Source organism: Neobacillus cucumis, from assembly GCF_023715505.1.
Window position 1 is genome coordinate 230,947 of sequence record NZ_JAMBOH010000002.1, and the last position, 15,716, is coordinate 246,662.

20 protein-coding genes are annotated in these 15,716 nt (G+C 36.8%); 13 read left to right on the top strand and 7 right to left on the bottom strand.

The features are described 5' to 3' along the window. Nucleotides 1-44 precede the first annotated feature (44 nt). The 4 genes from M3226_RS03745 to ssuE all read left to right on the top strand — a co-directional run bounded on the left by M3226_RS03745 (nt 45) and on the right by ssuE (nt 2,567). The gene (locus M3226_RS03745; RefSeq protein WP_251562724.1) at nt 45-557 is read left to right on the top strand and encodes a GNAT family N-acetyltransferase; all 513 of its coding nucleotides are present in this window, start codon (nt 45-47) and stop codon (nt 555-557) included. Between the two features lie 8 nt (nt 558-565). Further along, nucleotides 566-1,717, top strand: a complete 1,152-nt coding sequence (locus M3226_RS03750) for an amidohydrolase (protein WP_374110544.1) — start codon at nt 566-568, stop codon at nt 1,715-1,717. Nucleotides 1,718-1,791: 74 nt separating this feature from the next. Further along, nucleotides 1,792-2,001: a Fur-regulated basic protein FbpA gene (locus M3226_RS03755; protein WP_098530636.1), complete on the top strand. Its 210-nt coding sequence runs from the start codon at nt 1,792-1,794 to the stop codon at nt 1,999-2,001. 29 nt (nt 2,002-2,030) lie between these two features. Further along, nucleotides 2,031-2,567, top strand: coding sequence for an NADPH-dependent FMN reductase (gene ssuE, locus M3226_RS03760; protein ID WP_308211925.1), 537 nt, complete (start codon nt 2,031-2,033; stop codon nt 2,565-2,567). 89 nt (nt 2,568-2,656) lie between these two features. Here the strand turns inward: ssuE and M3226_RS03765 are convergent, their stop codons facing one another. From M3226_RS03765 to M3226_RS03785, 5 genes are all read right to left on the bottom strand, one after another. Beyond that, nucleotides 2,657-3,151, bottom strand: coding sequence for a cysteine dioxygenase (locus M3226_RS03765; RefSeq protein WP_251562728.1), 495 nt, complete (start codon nt 3,149-3,151; stop codon nt 2,657-2,659). A 200-nt stretch (nt 3,152-3,351) separates the two neighbouring features. Beyond that, a complete protein-coding gene (locus M3226_RS03770) occupies nt 3,352-3,777 on the bottom strand; it encodes an EamA family transporter (RefSeq protein WP_251562730.1) in 426 nt (141 codons plus the stop codon). 187 nt (nt 3,778-3,964) lie between these two features. Then, nucleotides 3,965-5,107, bottom strand: a complete 1,143-nt coding sequence (gene xylR / locus M3226_RS03775) for a transcriptional repressor XylR (protein WP_285857728.1) — start codon at nt 5,105-5,107, stop codon at nt 3,965-3,967. 179 nt (nt 5,108-5,286) lie between these two features. Next, nucleotides 5,287-6,672 carry an amino acid permease gene (locus M3226_RS03780; RefSeq protein WP_251562734.1) on the bottom strand — a complete coding sequence of 462 codons (1,386 nt, stop codon included), beginning with the start codon at nt 6,670-6,672 and terminating at the stop codon, nt 5,287-5,289. Between the two features lie 603 nt (nt 6,673-7,275). Continuing rightward, on the bottom strand, nt 7,276-7,713 hold the full coding sequence (locus M3226_RS03785; protein WP_251562735.1) for a hypothetical protein: 438 nt from the start codon (nt 7,711-7,713) through the stop codon (nt 7,276-7,278). 346 nt (nt 7,714-8,059) lie between these two features. Here M3226_RS03785 and M3226_RS03790 point away from each other — a divergent pair, with 346 nt between their 5' ends. Further along, nucleotides 8,060-8,857: a DUF2935 domain-containing protein gene (locus M3226_RS03790; protein ID WP_251562737.1), complete on the top strand. Its 798-nt coding sequence runs from the start codon at nt 8,060-8,062 to the stop codon at nt 8,855-8,857. A gap of 67 nt (nt 8,858-8,924) precedes the next feature. Here M3226_RS03790 and M3226_RS03795 read toward each other — a convergent pair whose 3' ends face one another. Next, complete coding sequence (locus tag M3226_RS03795) at nt 8,925-10,274, bottom strand: fibronectin type III domain-containing protein (RefSeq protein WP_251562739.1); 1,350 nt, start codon at nt 10,272-10,274, stop codon at nt 8,925-8,927. Beyond that, on the bottom strand, nt 10,271-10,927 hold the full coding sequence (locus M3226_RS03800; protein ID WP_251562742.1) for an alpha-galactosidase: 657 nt from the start codon (nt 10,925-10,927) through the stop codon (nt 10,271-10,273). Before M3226_RS03800 ends, M3226_RS03795 begins: the two co-directional genes overlap by 4 nt. A gap of 196 nt (nt 10,928-11,123) precedes the next feature. On the opposite strand from M3226_RS03800, the gene M3226_RS03805 reads away from it, so the two are divergent. The 8 genes from M3226_RS03805 to M3226_RS03840 all read left to right on the top strand — a co-directional run bounded on the left by M3226_RS03805 (nt 11,124) and on the right by M3226_RS03840 (nt 15,687). Then, complete coding sequence (locus M3226_RS03805; RefSeq protein WP_251562743.1) at nt 11,124-11,372, top strand: hypothetical protein; 249 nt, start codon at nt 11,124-11,126, stop codon at nt 11,370-11,372. Nucleotides 11,373-11,565: 193 nt separating this feature from the next. Then, nucleotides 11,566-12,381: a molybdate ABC transporter substrate-binding protein gene (gene modA, locus M3226_RS03810; RefSeq protein WP_251562745.1), complete on the top strand. Its 816-nt coding sequence runs from the start codon at nt 11,566-11,568 to the stop codon at nt 12,379-12,381. Between the two features lie 7 nt (nt 12,382-12,388). Further along, complete coding sequence (modB, locus tag M3226_RS03815; RefSeq protein WP_251562747.1) at nt 12,389-13,051, top strand: molybdate ABC transporter permease subunit; 663 nt, start codon at nt 12,389-12,391, stop codon at nt 13,049-13,051. A 17-nt stretch (nt 13,052-13,068) separates the two neighbouring features. Beyond that, nucleotides 13,069-14,274 (top strand): nickel pincer cofactor biosynthesis protein LarC, encoded by a 1,206-nt coding sequence (gene larC, locus M3226_RS03820; RefSeq protein WP_251562749.1) that lies wholly within the window; start codon nt 13,069-13,071, stop codon nt 14,272-14,274. 300 nt (nt 14,275-14,574) lie between these two features. Beyond that, nucleotides 14,575-14,829, top strand: coding sequence for a LytS/YhcK type 5TM receptor domain-containing protein (locus M3226_RS03825; protein ID WP_251563219.1), 255 nt, complete (start codon nt 14,575-14,577; stop codon nt 14,827-14,829). An 18-nt stretch (nt 14,830-14,847) separates the two neighbouring features. Continuing rightward, complete coding sequence (locus M3226_RS03830) at nt 14,848-15,234, top strand: histidine kinase dimerization/phospho-acceptor domain-containing protein (RefSeq protein ID WP_251562751.1); 387 nt, start codon at nt 14,848-14,850, stop codon at nt 15,232-15,234. A gap of 49 nt (nt 15,235-15,283) precedes the next feature. Next, entirely contained in the window at nt 15,284-15,487 is a 204-nt protein-coding gene (locus tag M3226_RS03835; RefSeq protein ID WP_251562753.1) for a hypothetical protein, read from the top strand. 26 nt (nt 15,488-15,513) lie between these two features. Then, complete coding sequence (locus M3226_RS03840) at nt 15,514-15,687, top strand: ATP-binding protein (RefSeq protein WP_251562755.1); 174 nt, start codon at nt 15,514-15,516, stop codon at nt 15,685-15,687. Nucleotides 15,688-15,716: the final 29 nt, after the last annotated feature.

The window sequence follows — 15,716 nt, forward strand, 5'->3', positions numbered from 1 at the left end:
CATTGGAGATGATCGAATAACTAAATTGCGAAAGGATGACTAATATGGCAATCAACCAAATTACCATAGATGAATTAAAGGAAGAAGAAAAAGAGACCGTACGACAATTATTAGTGGAGAGCTATCAGCAGTATGAGCATGCTTATAAAAGTGTTCAAGTTTGGGAGGAGTACTTAACCAACATTATAGCATCCGTCGATAATCCAAACGTGGAAAAAATTTTGATTGCCAAAAGTGATGACAAAATTCTTGGGACCTTACAGTTATTCCTGTCTTCCGAAAAGGCCTATCAAAGACCAGAATTACGGATATTTTCACCAATTATTCGTCTATTAGCTGTTCATCCGGAAGCCCGTGGACACGGCATTGCACAAGAATTATTAAAAGCTGGTCTTCAGTTTGCAAAGTCTCAAGGATCAAAAGAGTTGTATTTGCATTCAGGTGATAAAATGCAAAAAGCAATTCGGCTGTATGAATGGTTTGGTTTTAAACGAGATCAAACAAAAGAATTTTATAACAATGATAATTTAGTAAAATGCTATCGATATGATTTATAAGAGAGGACATTACTATGAATCAGCAGGAATTAGAATCATATTTAATTTCGGTCCGCCGTTATTTACATCAATACCCAGAATTATCAAACAAAGAGTTTGAAACAACAAAATCTATTGAAAAATGGCTAAAGGAATTATCTATCCCGATTCGAAACACAAACTTGAAGACAGGTGTATTTGCGGACATAAAAGGTGATAAACCAGGACCCATTGTAGCAATACGTGCAGACATTGATGCACTGCCAATTGAGGAGAAAACGGGACTACCCTATGCCTCCAAAATAAAAGGAGTTATGCATGCCTGCGGCCATGATTTCCATACCGCTGCACTCATTGGTGCGGCCTATTTATTAAAAGAAAATCTGTCTCAGCTAAATGGCTCAGTCCGACTGATTTTTCAACCGGCCGAAGAGTTAGGAGGAGGGGCGAAGCATGTGATAGAGGATGGACAATTGGATGGTGTGAAAGCTATTATTGGACTTCATAATAAACCTGAGTTACCAGTTGGTACAATAGGAATAAAAGAAGGACCATTAATGGCAGCAGTGGATCGTTTTCAAATTGTATTATATGGGAAGGGGAGTCATGCGGCACTCCCGCAAAATGGAAATGATCCGATTGTAGCGGCCGGGCAGTTGATCACAGCCCTTCAGACGATTGTCAGCAGGAACGTGTCACCGCTTCAAAATGCTGTAGTGAGTGTGACAAAAATAATAGGCGGCAGCACGTGGAATGTTATTCCGGGTGAAGTCAGCTTGGAAGGGACCGTTCGTACCTTTAACCCCATTATTCGGGAAGAGATAAAAACAAAGTTTTACACGATTGTAAACGCAATAGCTGCAGCTTTCTCACAAGAAGTAGAAATCAACTGGTTTCCAGGTCCACCGGCTCTAGTAAATCATAAAACGGTAACCGAGATTGTGGAAACCGCTGCGAGACAACAATCTTTTGAAGTAATCCAACCAGAACCTTCGACAGCAGGTGAAGATTTCTCTTATTATCTTCTGAGTATCCCAGGAACCTTTGCCTTTTTTGGTACAAATGGGAACGAAGATTGGCACCACCCTGAATTTACAGTTGATGAATCAGCTATTTTAAAAGCGGCTTATTTTCTATATGAAAGTGCAAGAGAATTATTAGAAAGCCAAGTTATTAGTTAATTAGCCAATAGTTTATGATCCAATCGAAAAACGTTTCATTTATAAAATAAAATCTATAAATAGGAGTGATTCGGGTGGGGAATATTCTTCGTGATGCTGTGGAAAATAAGCGCAAAAAAATAATCGAAAAATTAATTGCTTTTAATGTATATAAAAAAGAAGATAAACATCTTTTTGAGTTATCACTAACGGAACTAGAAAATGAGTACAAAGCATTCAAATCCATGCAACATCCACATTGCAATTTTGGTTCTCTTAAATTAACTAGTAAGAAATCGAAATAGAAAATCATAATAGAAGAAAGGGAGAATGAATGATGAGCAAAGTAACGATAATTTCTGGAAGTCCTTCAGAGGAAACGAGACTAAATGGAGTTTTACATGATATTTTTAACCATTTCAATGGGATTGGGATTGCACCTGAAATTATAGATGTCCGTCTGCTTCCATCAGAAGATTTAATTCAAGCCAGGTTTGATAGTGGAGAAATAATAGAGGCAAATAAGAAATTAGAGGACTCAAGTATCATTATAATTTTGACTCCGGTATTTAAAGCATCGTATTCCGGAGTTTTAAAAACTTACTTAGATCTTCTTCCTCAAAATGGTCTAGAGGGTAAAACCATCTTACCGATTGCTGTCGGTGGAACCTTTGGGCACTTATTAATGATTGATTATGCCCTTAAACCTGTACTTACTGCCTTAGGAGCCACCCATATTTTAAAAGGAGGATATATTTTGGACAGTCAAATAAAAAAATTAGGAAATAATCGTTATGAATTGGATTCTGAGGCCAAAAAACGGTTAGCTTCTTCATTAAATAGTATTAAACCTTCCTTATTAACTGTATGAAGTGTTTCTATTTATATTTAGAAGGTTATGAAATTACTAAAAGAGGCAAGTGAGAATTGCCTCTATTTAAATTTGAAAAAAGAATTATCTCATACTAAATCAGTTAAGATTTCGTTTGTTTGTTGGTCTTTGTAATTAGACATATTAAAAAGCGGAGGGGAGTAGACATGAAGGGAGATCATCCGCTCCGTATGAGGATTACTCATTTTATGAATTATCCCCTGAGGTGAGATAAGAAAATCCCCTTTTTGAACTGTATAGGCTTTAGCTCGTTCAATTTGGTTTTCGTTGAACCGATAAATCGAATTGAGTAGTTTGCCTTCCACAACGAGTGCGCACCCTAAAGATTGACCGTGATCATGAATTGCTGTCTCAACATGTGGGGGAAGGTTAATAACAAGTACCTCTACATGTTCATTTAAGTAAATGACATTTCTACCATACGGAAACTGGTCTGCGTCAGTAATAAAAGGTTGGATTAAATCAGAAAGATCAGGAAATCGTTTTAGTGCAGTTCCCAGTTCCTTAAGTGTTGGATTCTTTAATTTCCCTAATTGTTGATGAATACAATCAAGCAGCTTCATTTTGAAATCCTCCTAAAACCTCTAAATGTTGATTAACTTAGTCAAGATTAAGTGATCTTTCTGACATGATATTTACATACAAATCCTTAAGAGACGGCTAATGCCTATGTCTAGAAGAAAAATAAAACCACACAGTGAATTTTATCACTAGTGTGGTTTATACAATTTAACTATAGTCTTTCTCAACGTTAGAGTTAAGGTTAATGTAATGCAGTTAAAATCACCCCAATTGCAATTAATGCAACTCCGATTCCGTTAACAAGACTAAGCTTCTCACCGAAAAAGATAATCGCTAGAACCGTCGCAATAACTACGCTGAGTTTATCAATGGGTCCCACCTGCGACACTTTTCCTGTTTTTAGGGCTAAAAAGTAAAACAACCAAGAAATGGCACCTGCCAGACCGCTTAGAACGATAAATAGCAACGCTTTCCTTTGTGAGAAAATCTCAGGAATTTTCCCTAAATTCCCCTGAAAACAAACTACCCCAATTAAAAAGAGTGCCATAATTACGGATCGAATGGCAGTTGCAGTATTGGCATCAATATTTTGTAATCCGATTTTACCAAAAATAGAAACTAGCGCTGCTGAAACAGCAGATAAAATCGCAAATACCAACCAAGACATATTCGACGACCTTCTTCCCATTCTTATTTCATTATAAATTTATCCTAGGAATGATAAGTAATCTTTTCATAGTTAGTTTGGACCAATTTCGATGTGGTATTTAAAAAAATTAGAATTAAGTGATAAAGCCAAAGATTATACTAAAAAACGCAAAGCCATATTTTCACTTTGCGTCTTTAAAAGCTTCTTATGCGGTAAACATTTCTAAAAATTGCTCGATGGCAATCGAACAGGCCCCTAAAGCAGGAGCATTTTTTCCTAATGATGAAGTTAATAGTTCATAACTATTCTCAAGTTGTTGATAGGTTCTTGATGCCACCGAATTCTTGATTGAGTTTAAGACCATTGGCAGGGCTTCAACGATATTGTTTCGAATAATAACGGCTTGGGGATTAAAGGTATTAAGGATACTTGTCAACCCAATACCAAGGTAAAAACCAAACTTTTGAAGTGCCATTAGAATGTCGGGATTATTTTGATTTGCAAGCTGAATAATATCTTGATTAGATCGTTTCTCTTGCTGCTGCTTCGACAATGATTTTATTAATGCCTTTTCGGAAGCATATAATTCCCAGCAGCCCCGATTTCCACAACTGCATTTGTGTCCATTTAAGTCAATGGTTAAATGACCCATTTCCCCAGCAAATCCACGGACTCCTCTATAAAGATGATTATTAATAATAATACCGACACCTATACCAGTATGAACGCTTACGTAAACAAGGTTTTCGTAATTTTTCGCAGCTCCAAACTCTTTTTCTCCATAAGCCCCGGCATTCGCTTCATTTTCTAAAAAGACAGGTACTTTAAATTCCTGTTCGATTAGTGGTTTTAAGTCTAGTTCATAATTCCAGTTCAAATTAGGCGTGAAAATGACTTTTTGCTCGGAATTTACTAGTCCTGGAACACATAACCCGATCCCAATTAGCCCGTAAGGAGATTCCGGCATTTGAGCTTTTAAGTGGTTAATTTTTAAAATTAGAACATCCTTTATCTCTTCAGAGGACTGACTTTCTACTTGTTGATAATCCTCGTGAACAATATTCCCTTTTAAATCAGTTAAAATGCTGTTGATATAATCGACACCAACATCGATTCCAATGGAATAACCAGCATTTTTGTTGAAAACCAGCATCACAGGTTTTCTTCCGCCACTTGACTGACCTTGTCCGATTTCGAAAATAAGATTTTTTTCAATTAAGGTATTTACTTGGGATGAAACAGTAGATTTATTTAATCCTGTCTTTTCAGATAACTTTGCCCTTGAGATAGGGGAATTAGCAACAATTTCATTCAATAATAGCTTTTGATTAATCTTTTTGACTAGCATTTGATCAGCAGTGATCACGTCTCTACACCTCTTTTAGTATGGCGTCCAAATTAAGTTTAGTTCACTTTTTACTAACATTATACCATTATAATACAATTGAAAATGCGGGGAATTCAAAATAAAAAGGCCTTCTGTAAAAAAAATTCACAGAAGGTCTTTTAAACACAATTAATATAGCTCTAATTCAGCACTGAATGTTTTCTACCATAACTGAAATAAATCACTAAACCAATTATCAGCCAAATGAAAAAACTGATCCAGGTTAATGCAGGCAGCTGAAGCACTAGGTAGCCACATGATAAAAAGGCGATGATTGGAATCCACGGTACAAACGGAACGCGAAAACCACGTTTGGGCGCTCCTTGTGTTTTACGCAGATATAAAATACCAATGGAAACGGACATAAAAGCGAACAACGTACCTATATTCGTTAGTTCGGCAAGCTTACCAAGCGGAATTAAACCTGAAAAGATAGACACAAGCAGGCAGGTTATCCATGAGTTCACTACTGGTGTTTGTTTTTCCTTATCTACTTTTGAAAATACTTTAGGAAGCAAACCATCACGGCTGATTGCATAAAATAAACGGGTTTGTCCATACACCATTACCGTTAGGACGGTTGTAATTCCAGCAATGGCCCCAAGGGAAATTAATCCTGCCGCCCAGTCTTGGTGAATATAACTTAATGCAAAAGATACCGGATTTTTTACATCTAGCAGTTGATAAGGAACAATCCCGGTTAATACAGCGGAAACGGCAACGTATAAAATGGTACAAACTACGAGGGAGGCAATAATTCCAATAGGCATATTCCGCTGCGGGTTTTTTACTTCCTCAGCCGCAGTTGAAACAGCATCAAAACCGATATAAGCATAGAACGCTGTCGCAGCCCCAGAAGCCACACCGGAAAATCCAAACGGCATGAAAGGTGCCCAGTTGTCCGGCTTTACATACCATGCTCCAACAGCTAGAAAAATGATAACGACCGTTAATTTAATGATAACCATAGTCGCATTAAAACGGGCTGAATGTTTAACTCCTCTAGTTAATAGGAATGTAATAACAAAGGTAATAAATATGGCCGGCACATCAACATATGTTCCATTTGCTGGATTGAATGCACTTGAGATTGCTTTTGGAACGTGAATGCCGAAACCTGCTATTAGTCCCTGGAAATAACCAGACCAACCGCTGGCCACTGAGGCGGAGGCAAACCCGTATTCCAGAATCAAATCCCAACCTAAAATCCAGGCAAAGAATTCCCCAAATGTTGCGTAACTGTAGGTGTAGGCACTCCCAGAAACAGGAACAGTTGAGGCGAATTCTGCATAACAGAGTGCGGCAAATATACAAACCAGTCCTGATAATATGAAAGAAAGAATTAAGGCAGGGCCTGCATGTTCGGCAGCTGCCACTCCAGTGAGAACAAAAATCCCTGTTCCAACAATCGCTCCAATGCCAAGCATGGATAGATCAAAAGCGCCAAGCTCTTTTTTTAAAGTTACATCTTTTTTTTCTGCTTGATTTATTAAATCCTGTATGGACTTTTTTCTGAAAATTCCCATAAAAACTTCCCTTCTAAAAACTCCTTGGTAATATTTATTGTGAAAAAATAAACAATGAAATAGTGCGAAAATTGTCGAAAATAAATCAACGAGATTTATAATATAATTTATTTTAAAAAAAATCAATATTCTCGTAACAGAAATTATATAAATTTTTTGATTAATAGGTTTACTTTAGAAACGGAAGGAGAATTTCTATTTGATAGTTCACATTCTTGACATATTTATTCAATTTTTTTAATTTATATTTCGACAATAATAGAGAAAGTTTTCCCAATAAATCCACTTATTTTCATTTCCAATCTAAAATCTGGCAGGAATTTTGTAAATATGGGGTAGATATAGTCGTTTTTTTGGAATTTCCTTTCGTTAATATGTTTGCTACAATAGAAAAAAAGATTCCTTATATTCAGACTATTGGTATAAAATGACACTAAAATACATGATCTCTGAGAGGAGAGGTATATTATGGTATTTAAGGCAAGATTATGGAGAATCTTAACAAAGAACCAGAAGCTAAGACTATTAAAACAAAAAGCAGCTCATAAATCATTTGTATAGAGGCCTTCGGCTATGAAGGCCACTTTTATTATTTATTAAAAGTTAATTTGATTGTGCAAGTGGAGCATTCAAAGTATTAGTTTTAACTTCTTCGGAAACTTCCCCATTTTTTACAAAGGCCCCTCTTTGAAGAAAAACCCACTGTTGATGAAAGCTATTGTTCCTTACATTCCATCGATATTTGGATGGACTACTAAACCTCCCCGAGATTGTATTAACAAAATAGTAATAGGAAAATGAATTCTGTTCCATTCTAAAAAAAGAAGAGGGGACATTATATTTCGCAGCGGTTAAAGCTAGATTAACCACTTCGACTTCATCTGACCCCACTGTAAGAAGTTCATGATAGTGATCAATAATTGAAGCAATTTCAGCAATAACCTCTTGTGATTTTTCATAATCTATTCCTCTTGTTGTAACTGCTAAGGTATACGGCTCTTTATCAAAGATTACGGCAGTATCATTAAAGATTAAATTCATTGGAATCATCCCAACCTTATGAGCAACCGCTTTGCCTTGAATACCCATTGGAATGGTAGAGTTATAGACCGTATGTTCAAGATAGTTAATCAGTTTTCTTCCATTTTCACTTTGTTTCGAGTAACGAAATAAATCTTGTGCATACAGTCTTAAATCGTCTGCCGAGGTAGTGTTGCGCCCACTAATTTAACTTTCAACACGTCTATCCCTCCCACATAGGAATTAGTTAAAAGTTGTCGCTTGGCTAAGATTTTATACAAGGGCATTCATTTTTTCTAGGTGGTTCATAAAAATTAAAAAGGAGAATAAACATTTAATTAATGTGGTTTTATAGGGAGGAATAAACATGAATGATGTCTTTGAAAGGACAGCGCGATTTGAACACCGTTTTTGGCTCCAAATTTTAGGTGATCATTCCAGGTTTATTTATGAAGCCCTTGCACCGGTTCAAGATGCGGAAATTAAAATGGCCTCAAATTTTATAAGCATATTTGACACACTTCTTGAGCGTGCAAAATCTGCTAATTTAGGTTCATTAACAGTTGAAGCTGAAGCAGAGGTTATGAATTTACGAGAATTTAAATTGGAATTAATTAGAAAGCATCTTATCGGCAAAATCAAGATTCACCTTTCACCCACCTTTCTCAATCACATGGTTAACGAATTAGAGGAGTATGTAAGAATTTTAAATCACCTGAAAGCAGGTCATGTACCCCCTATCTACCATGAACTACATCATCATCTTTTGTGGTTATTAGATGCGGCAGGTCATTCTGAGGCGATTACTTCCAATTTAGATGGGGTTGAAAAGAAATTGAGGGAGAAAAGTAATTTATATAAGAAGAATTTTGAGGATTTTTATATGAAGGCTGTTGAACTAACCGGCTATTTAAGGTCTAGTTTGACATCCTTTCCAGCTTTGACAAAAATGAATAAAGACACCCAGTTAGAAATAAAGTTATTTCAAAACTTCTTAACGGAATTAGAAGAACTGGAATTAAGTAAGCAAGCATTGGGAACATTTGCCCCATTAATGGCGGATCATATGTTTCGTGAGGAATGTTATTACTTAATGAAATTAGCTGAATCGGCGAGTCTGGAACCACCAAATTGTGATCCAGCAAAACCGCGCTTGAAGGAATGAAAAAGTGGCAATCAAAGGAAACAAGAAAAGGGGCAGTTTTCACTAAACTACCCCGTTTTGTATTCTTTTAAGCTGTTTTATTTAACAGAACTTCTACAGTGTTAGATTTGGATTTGTCTCTTCTAATCCTAAAGATTGTGGTTAAGATTACTAAGATTAAAAATCCAATCAAAAGAGTGATCAACTGAATAGTTAGATGGTGGTTGTCTGCTTGTACCTCATTAGACTGTTCACTTTCACCTATGTCGTTTTTTGCTGTTACAATATACGAATAGTTCACACCATTTTCAGCTGATTTATCAACATAGTTTGGAGTCATTAGATTTGTTGCGATAGGTTTGTAATTGGCCAAACCAAGAATATCAACCTTTTTACGGTAGATCGTATAGGAAGTGGCTCCAGCTGTCGGATTCCAGGTAATTGAAACAGAATCATTTTTATTTTTGTTTGCCAATATCCAGTCTGGTGCTGTTGGAACAGAAGTTTTTGTTGTATGGAAGGAGTAAATTCCGATTTGATGTTCTGTTCCATCTGCCACAGAGGACACTTTCCAGTAGTAGTGTGTATCCATTGAAAGGTCCCTAATATTAGCTGAATTGGAAGTAACTGACTGATCAAAAACAATTTTTGTCATCGCGGAATCTTTTGCCACCTGGATATGATAGCTGTCAACGCTGGACTGTGCATCCCAGTTTAAGGTAACTCTTGAAGGGCTTACTTCCGTTTCACCACTTGCTGGGGAAACAGTAAGGGTGTTTGCAGGAACCACATGAATCATTTGAGAAGCATGGGTAGAAAGACTAGCTGTGAAACCTGAGTCCATCTTACCCAGATTCTCATGGCTCCACAAATCATGCACCATTGCTGAACCCATAATTCCTAAATCGTCCCACTTCACAGTTACATTTTGTGGCGTTAATCCTGTATTAAAGAGACCGATGTTGTACGAACCATCCGGCAGTTCTTGATAGAAAACTTGGGTGGTTGATGTTTTAGATAGACGTTTCCCTGCGACTCCACTTTGGTTCACCCCAATAATTTCGTCATTCGTAAGCAGGCTCACTCCATAATCGTCTAGTTTCGTTAAATCACTGCCAATCACAAAATGTGAAGCGGCAATTGCCCATAGGGATACATACGAACGTTTTTCATCTGCCGTTAAACCATCCTTACTTCCGTTTGCTACATTGAGTGAATCCAAGTCATTCCACCCGCCTGATCCCGCATGGGGCTGCCACTCTGCAACATCGCCAAATCTTCGAGAAACCTTTACCCAATTGGTATGCGTGGGCGTGCCATAGGCTTCAACATCATGATCTGTCCGCCAGCCATTCGATAATTGCTGCCAGGTTGAAATATTTTTTATATCCAAATTATTGGATAACTCTACATGAATCGGTCTTCCTGTTTTCTTCAACGCCTTTGCCCATACTCGATATCTGGGATATCCTGGTTTCGAACACCGTCAATCTTTAGGTAATCTACCCCATAGGAAGCAAACAATCTGGCCCAAGAATCAATATACTCCTGTGCCCCTGGCTTTGAAAAATCAATAGAAAACATATTGTCATAATTAAAACTTACTTTTTGACCCTTGCTAAAGTCAACAATATCTTTTGCATGGTAGGGTGTTCCTTCAATTGGTGTATTTTGATCAATTGCACCTTTTGGAATACCAAGAGTGACATAAAGACCAAACTTTAATCCCTTTTTGTGGATATAGTCCCCAACTGCTTTCATGCCATTTGGAAATTTCTTGGGATCTACCACCCATCTGCCATATTTGTCCACGTTCGTGGTCCAATCAAGCTGATAATAATCATCAAGGTTTACATATTCATAGCCATGTGATTTGAATTTTTCTGCGATAATATCGGCTGCTGCTTTGATATTTTTTTCTGTTGGTTTTTTACGGATGGAACTCCAGCTGCTCCAGCCCATGAAAGGCCGTCCGGCCAAATTATTGTATGATGAAGCTTCTGTTTCTTCGGGGTCTAATATTGAAACCGAAAAAATCCCCGACAAAACAAGTGAAAAAGAGAACATAGTTGAGAATATTTTCTTAAGCATAAATACCTCCTCTAGGAGAAACTTGGATTAATATAAATATAAAAATTTATTAAAATTTAATTCTATTTTAATATAGTAAGCCCTTTATTTTAATGAACAATATGTACCAATAAATTTATCTTGCTATGGTTTCTGGAAGAACAATGGATTAAAGTTTTTCATATTGTAATGGTATCAATAAGTGAGGATGTAAAAGATGAGAAACAATAGGGAAATCCAAACCCAACCAATAATTGGTCAAGCGTGGACCGGAAGACATGTTGTATTACTTCATTGTACAACGGACAATCAGTTTATTAATCTTTATAAAAGTTTTCATGCCCCAATTGAACCGCCACGAAGAAATTGTGCTGAAACGTTATCGCAGCTCCTAAGTATCGGCTATCACATTGTGGCCATAACACCACTCTCACCTGTACAAATTCAATATTTGCTGGTACTTTAATTAAAATGGATCCCAAAAAAGAAAGAAGGCTCAAGTATTCGAGCCTTCTTTAAATATTTTTTATATAAATACCGATCCCGGTGGAATCTGTTCTCTCCAAACCCTTATGGTGATTTTTCTTCTTTAGTTTTTTGTTATAACTTATTACAATAAGATATAACTATTTTTATATGGGCAGAATGGGAGTGTAGTCATGAAAAACCTAAATTACTTATTTTTTTCTATAATGATACTGTTAATAGCATTATCTGGATGTTCAAACAATGATCAAGCTAAAATGTTTAATAACCAGAAACCATCAGATTCTGAAAAGAATGTAGAATTAACCGTTTCAGCAGCAGCTAGTTTACAAGATGCCTTAAATGACATTAAAGACTCTTTCCAAAACGAACATCCCAATGTGATTATAAACTATAACTTTGGAGCGTCAGGGGCACTTCAACAACAAATCAGTCAGGGAGCACCTGTGGATCTCTTCTTCTCTGCAGCAGAAGACAAATTTGATAAATTGGTCCAGGATGGACTAATTGAGAAAGAAAATGGGAAAGATTTACTCGGAAATGAACTTGTATTAGTAGTACCAATCGGCTCAAGTAAGAGTAAGGGAATTAAATCATTTGAAGACCTCACTAAATCAGATAAACTATCCCTTGGGACCCCAGAGGCTGTACCAGCTGGGCAGTATGCAAAAGAAACATTGGAAAATATGAATGTTTGGAAGGCAGTCGAAGGAAAAGTGGTATATGCCAAGGATGTTCGGCAAGTGCTTACATATGTAGAAAGCCAAAATGTTGACGCGGGTATTGTCTATAAGACGGATGCATTGATTTCAAAAAAGGTTAAGATTGCAGCTAGTGCTAAAGAAAATACTCACGATCCAATTGTTTATTCAGTGGGTGTGATAAAAACTAGTACTCATCCAAAAGAGGCGCAAATTTTCTATGATTATCTTCAAAATGACCACTCTTTGAAGACTTTTACAAAGTATGGTTTTAAAGGATTAGATTAAACTTACCATGGAAACGGATTTTTGGTCACCAGTCAAACTGTCTATTGAGGTAGCATCTGTCGCTGGCATCTTGGTATTAATCTTAGGGTTATTTTTTTCAAAGATGATGGCTAATACGAAATTCAAAGGGAAAGCTGTAGTTGAGACTATTTTCCTTTTACCATTAGTATTGCCACCGTCTGTTGTAGGGTTCTTGTTAATTGTATTATTTGGCAGGAATAGTGTTGTGGGACAATTGATTGAATGGATATTTAAACAACCAGTTATGTTTACATGGTGGGCTGCTGTTATTGCCTCTACCGTAGTTGCTTTTCCTCTCATGTATCAATCTGCTAAATCAGGTTTTGAAGCTATAGATGAGGATATTGAGAATGCAGCTCGTGTGGATGGAGCGAATGAATATCAATTATTTCTGACCATCTCCATTCCTTTATCACTTAAAGCGATCATTTCCGGTACGATACTAAGTTTTGCTAGAGCATTAGGCGAATTTGGGGCAACTTTAATGTTTGCTGGAAACATCCCAGGGAAAACCCAAACCATATCAACAGCTATCTATATAGCGATGGATTCAGGAAATATGGATTTGGCATGGTTTTGGGTAATGTGTTTGGTCGCGATTTCATTTTTCATGTTAATAGGTTTACAGCTAATGAATCTTAAAAATTAATTTGGAGGAACAAAAAATTGAATAACCTCTACCTTGATTGTATCTCCGGAATTGCAGGAGACATGACACTTGCTGCTCTTATTGATTTAGGAGCGGATCTCTCCTACATCGTAGATCAGTTAAGAAAATTACCGATTAATCCCTTTGAAATGGAAGTACATAATGTCAGTAAACGGGGGATTGCAGCAAAGAAACTGGAAATCTTTTTTCCATCTCGAGTTCATGAAAACCATACGGACGATCATCTGCGTGCACAAGAGATAGTGATGTTAATTGAGCAAAGCAATCTTCCTTCAAGAGTAAAAGAACGAAGTATGGCAATCTTTCGAGAAGTGGCTATGGCTGAAGGGAAAATCCATGGAATTGACCCTAGAGAAGTTGATTTCCATGAGGTGGGGGTAATGGACCTCATTATAGAAACGATTGGGGTATGTTTGGCTTTAGAAAGCCTTGAAATTGAAGATATTTATGCGTCACCCGTACCAACCGGTTATGGGAAGAAGGGAATGGCTCATGGACTCTATCCAATTCCTGCTCCAGTTACTATGGAGTTGCTAAAAGGAATACCTCTTGCAGAGTTAAACGTTAGGGGTGAATTAACTACACCAATAGGGGCAGGGATATTAAAGGCACTGGTAAAAAAGTTCATGCCAATTGGTGGACACACTGTAGAAGAGATTGGTTATGGCGCTGGGGAAGAAGACTTTGACCACCCTAATGTACTAAGGACCCTACTCTTCAAACCATCAGACATCGAGCAGCCATGCAGCCAGGCGTTTCATCAAGAACGGGAATCTATTTTTATACTTGAAGCCCAGCTCGATGATATGACAGGGGAAGGGCTTGGCTATACAATGGAACGACTTTTGGCAGTTGGCGCTCTCGATGTTTTCTATACTCCTGTCTATATGAAGAAAAATCGCCCTGGTACACTTATAACCATTTTAGTGTCTTTACAATTAGCGGACCAGTGTGAAAGAGTTTTGTTGGAGGAAACTACTACACTCGGAGTGCGAAGAAGTATGTGGACCCGTAACATTCTTGATCGAAGATTTATTGAGGTAGATACCCCGTATGGACCTATTAGAGTAAAGCAGGCATACAGAGATAACCAGATGCTGCATCAAGCTCCTGAATATGAAGATGTAGCCAAAGCAGCAAGGGAGCATAAGGTTTCTTTTCAACTTATTTACCAATATGTAATGAAATTAGTGACAGATTAGAGGGGGATCTCTTGTGAAGGAGATTTCCCCTTTTTTGTTAATGGAACCTAAGGTGAATACTAATCAAATAATAATTGTTTATGCATGAATATCTAAAAATGTAGTAAACTAGTAATCTGGGCATTTAAAGAAATCATATATATTATTGTGTTTTAACTGCTATGGAAGGAGTTTCACCTTGTTCGAATCTTTATTATTATCTGTTTCTGCTGTTTCCGGTTTTAATTTTCCTTATTTTCTTTGAGAAATAAACTACATACATATAACAAAACGATCCTGATTCTGCTTTCATCCCTATCAATGGTCTTGTGTATGGCCATTCCTATTAAATTAGACATTGGCTTTATCTTTGGTTTACGTTACATTCCTTTTATTATTGTCGCCCTTTTTGGGGGATATAAATATACTTTTCCATTATATCTAGTGTTAAACATCTATCGATTCATGCTTATTGGCGGGGCAGGCACCCTACAGTCATTTCTTTTCTCAACCGTTATTTTTATCTTAGTACCTCTTTTACATAAATGGTTTTTTGTTCAAAATGCTAAGAAATGAATTTTTGGGGCAGTTTTTGTGTCTATTTTTACAATGGCCTTCTATTTATCTACGTTGGCAGCAGTATTACCATCACTGAACAAAGAATTCTGGCTATTAGCGGTATATGCCGTTCCAACTTACGCGTTGGTAATGACCATTATTATGATATTAATTGAAAAGATAATTGATAACATTAAAATCCGTAATTCTTCGATACACTCAGAACGGCTAAATGTTCTGAGTGATTTATCCGCGAGTGTCTCTCATGAAATTAGAAATCCGCTTACCGTTACAAATGGTTTTTTACAGCTGTTAGATAAATCTAAAACGCTAACTGTCGAAGAAAAAACCTATATTGAGTATGCATTATTGGAGTTAAAAAGAGCTGAAAATATTGTAAGTGACTTTCTGGCTTTCGCGTAACCACAGTCAGAGAACATGATTTATTCGAATCTTAAGGAAGAAACAGAGTATGTCAAAAACATTATTACTCCCATACGCGAGCATGCATCAAGTCGATGTTCAATATGCGTTTCATAACTCCTTATCTTTTAAGTATGATAAAAACCAAATACAGCAGTGTTTAATTAATTTATATAAAAACGGTGTAGAAGCGATGAAAGAAAAAGGCGGGGCTCTTTCAATCGTGTTTCGGAGCAAAAGAAAGAAATTGTGATTAGTATAGAGGATAATGGGATCTGAATGACAAAAGAGGAAGTTTTACGATTAGGGAATCCCTATTATTCTACAAAAAAAGAAGGAACTGGTCTTGGAATGCTAATGGTGTATAGCACCATTAATAAAGTAAATGGCAAAATACAAGTCGATAGTGAAATAGGCAGAGGGACTACTTTTACTATTTCGATTCCGGTTTAATTGATTGTTATTATCCCAATGAATGAATT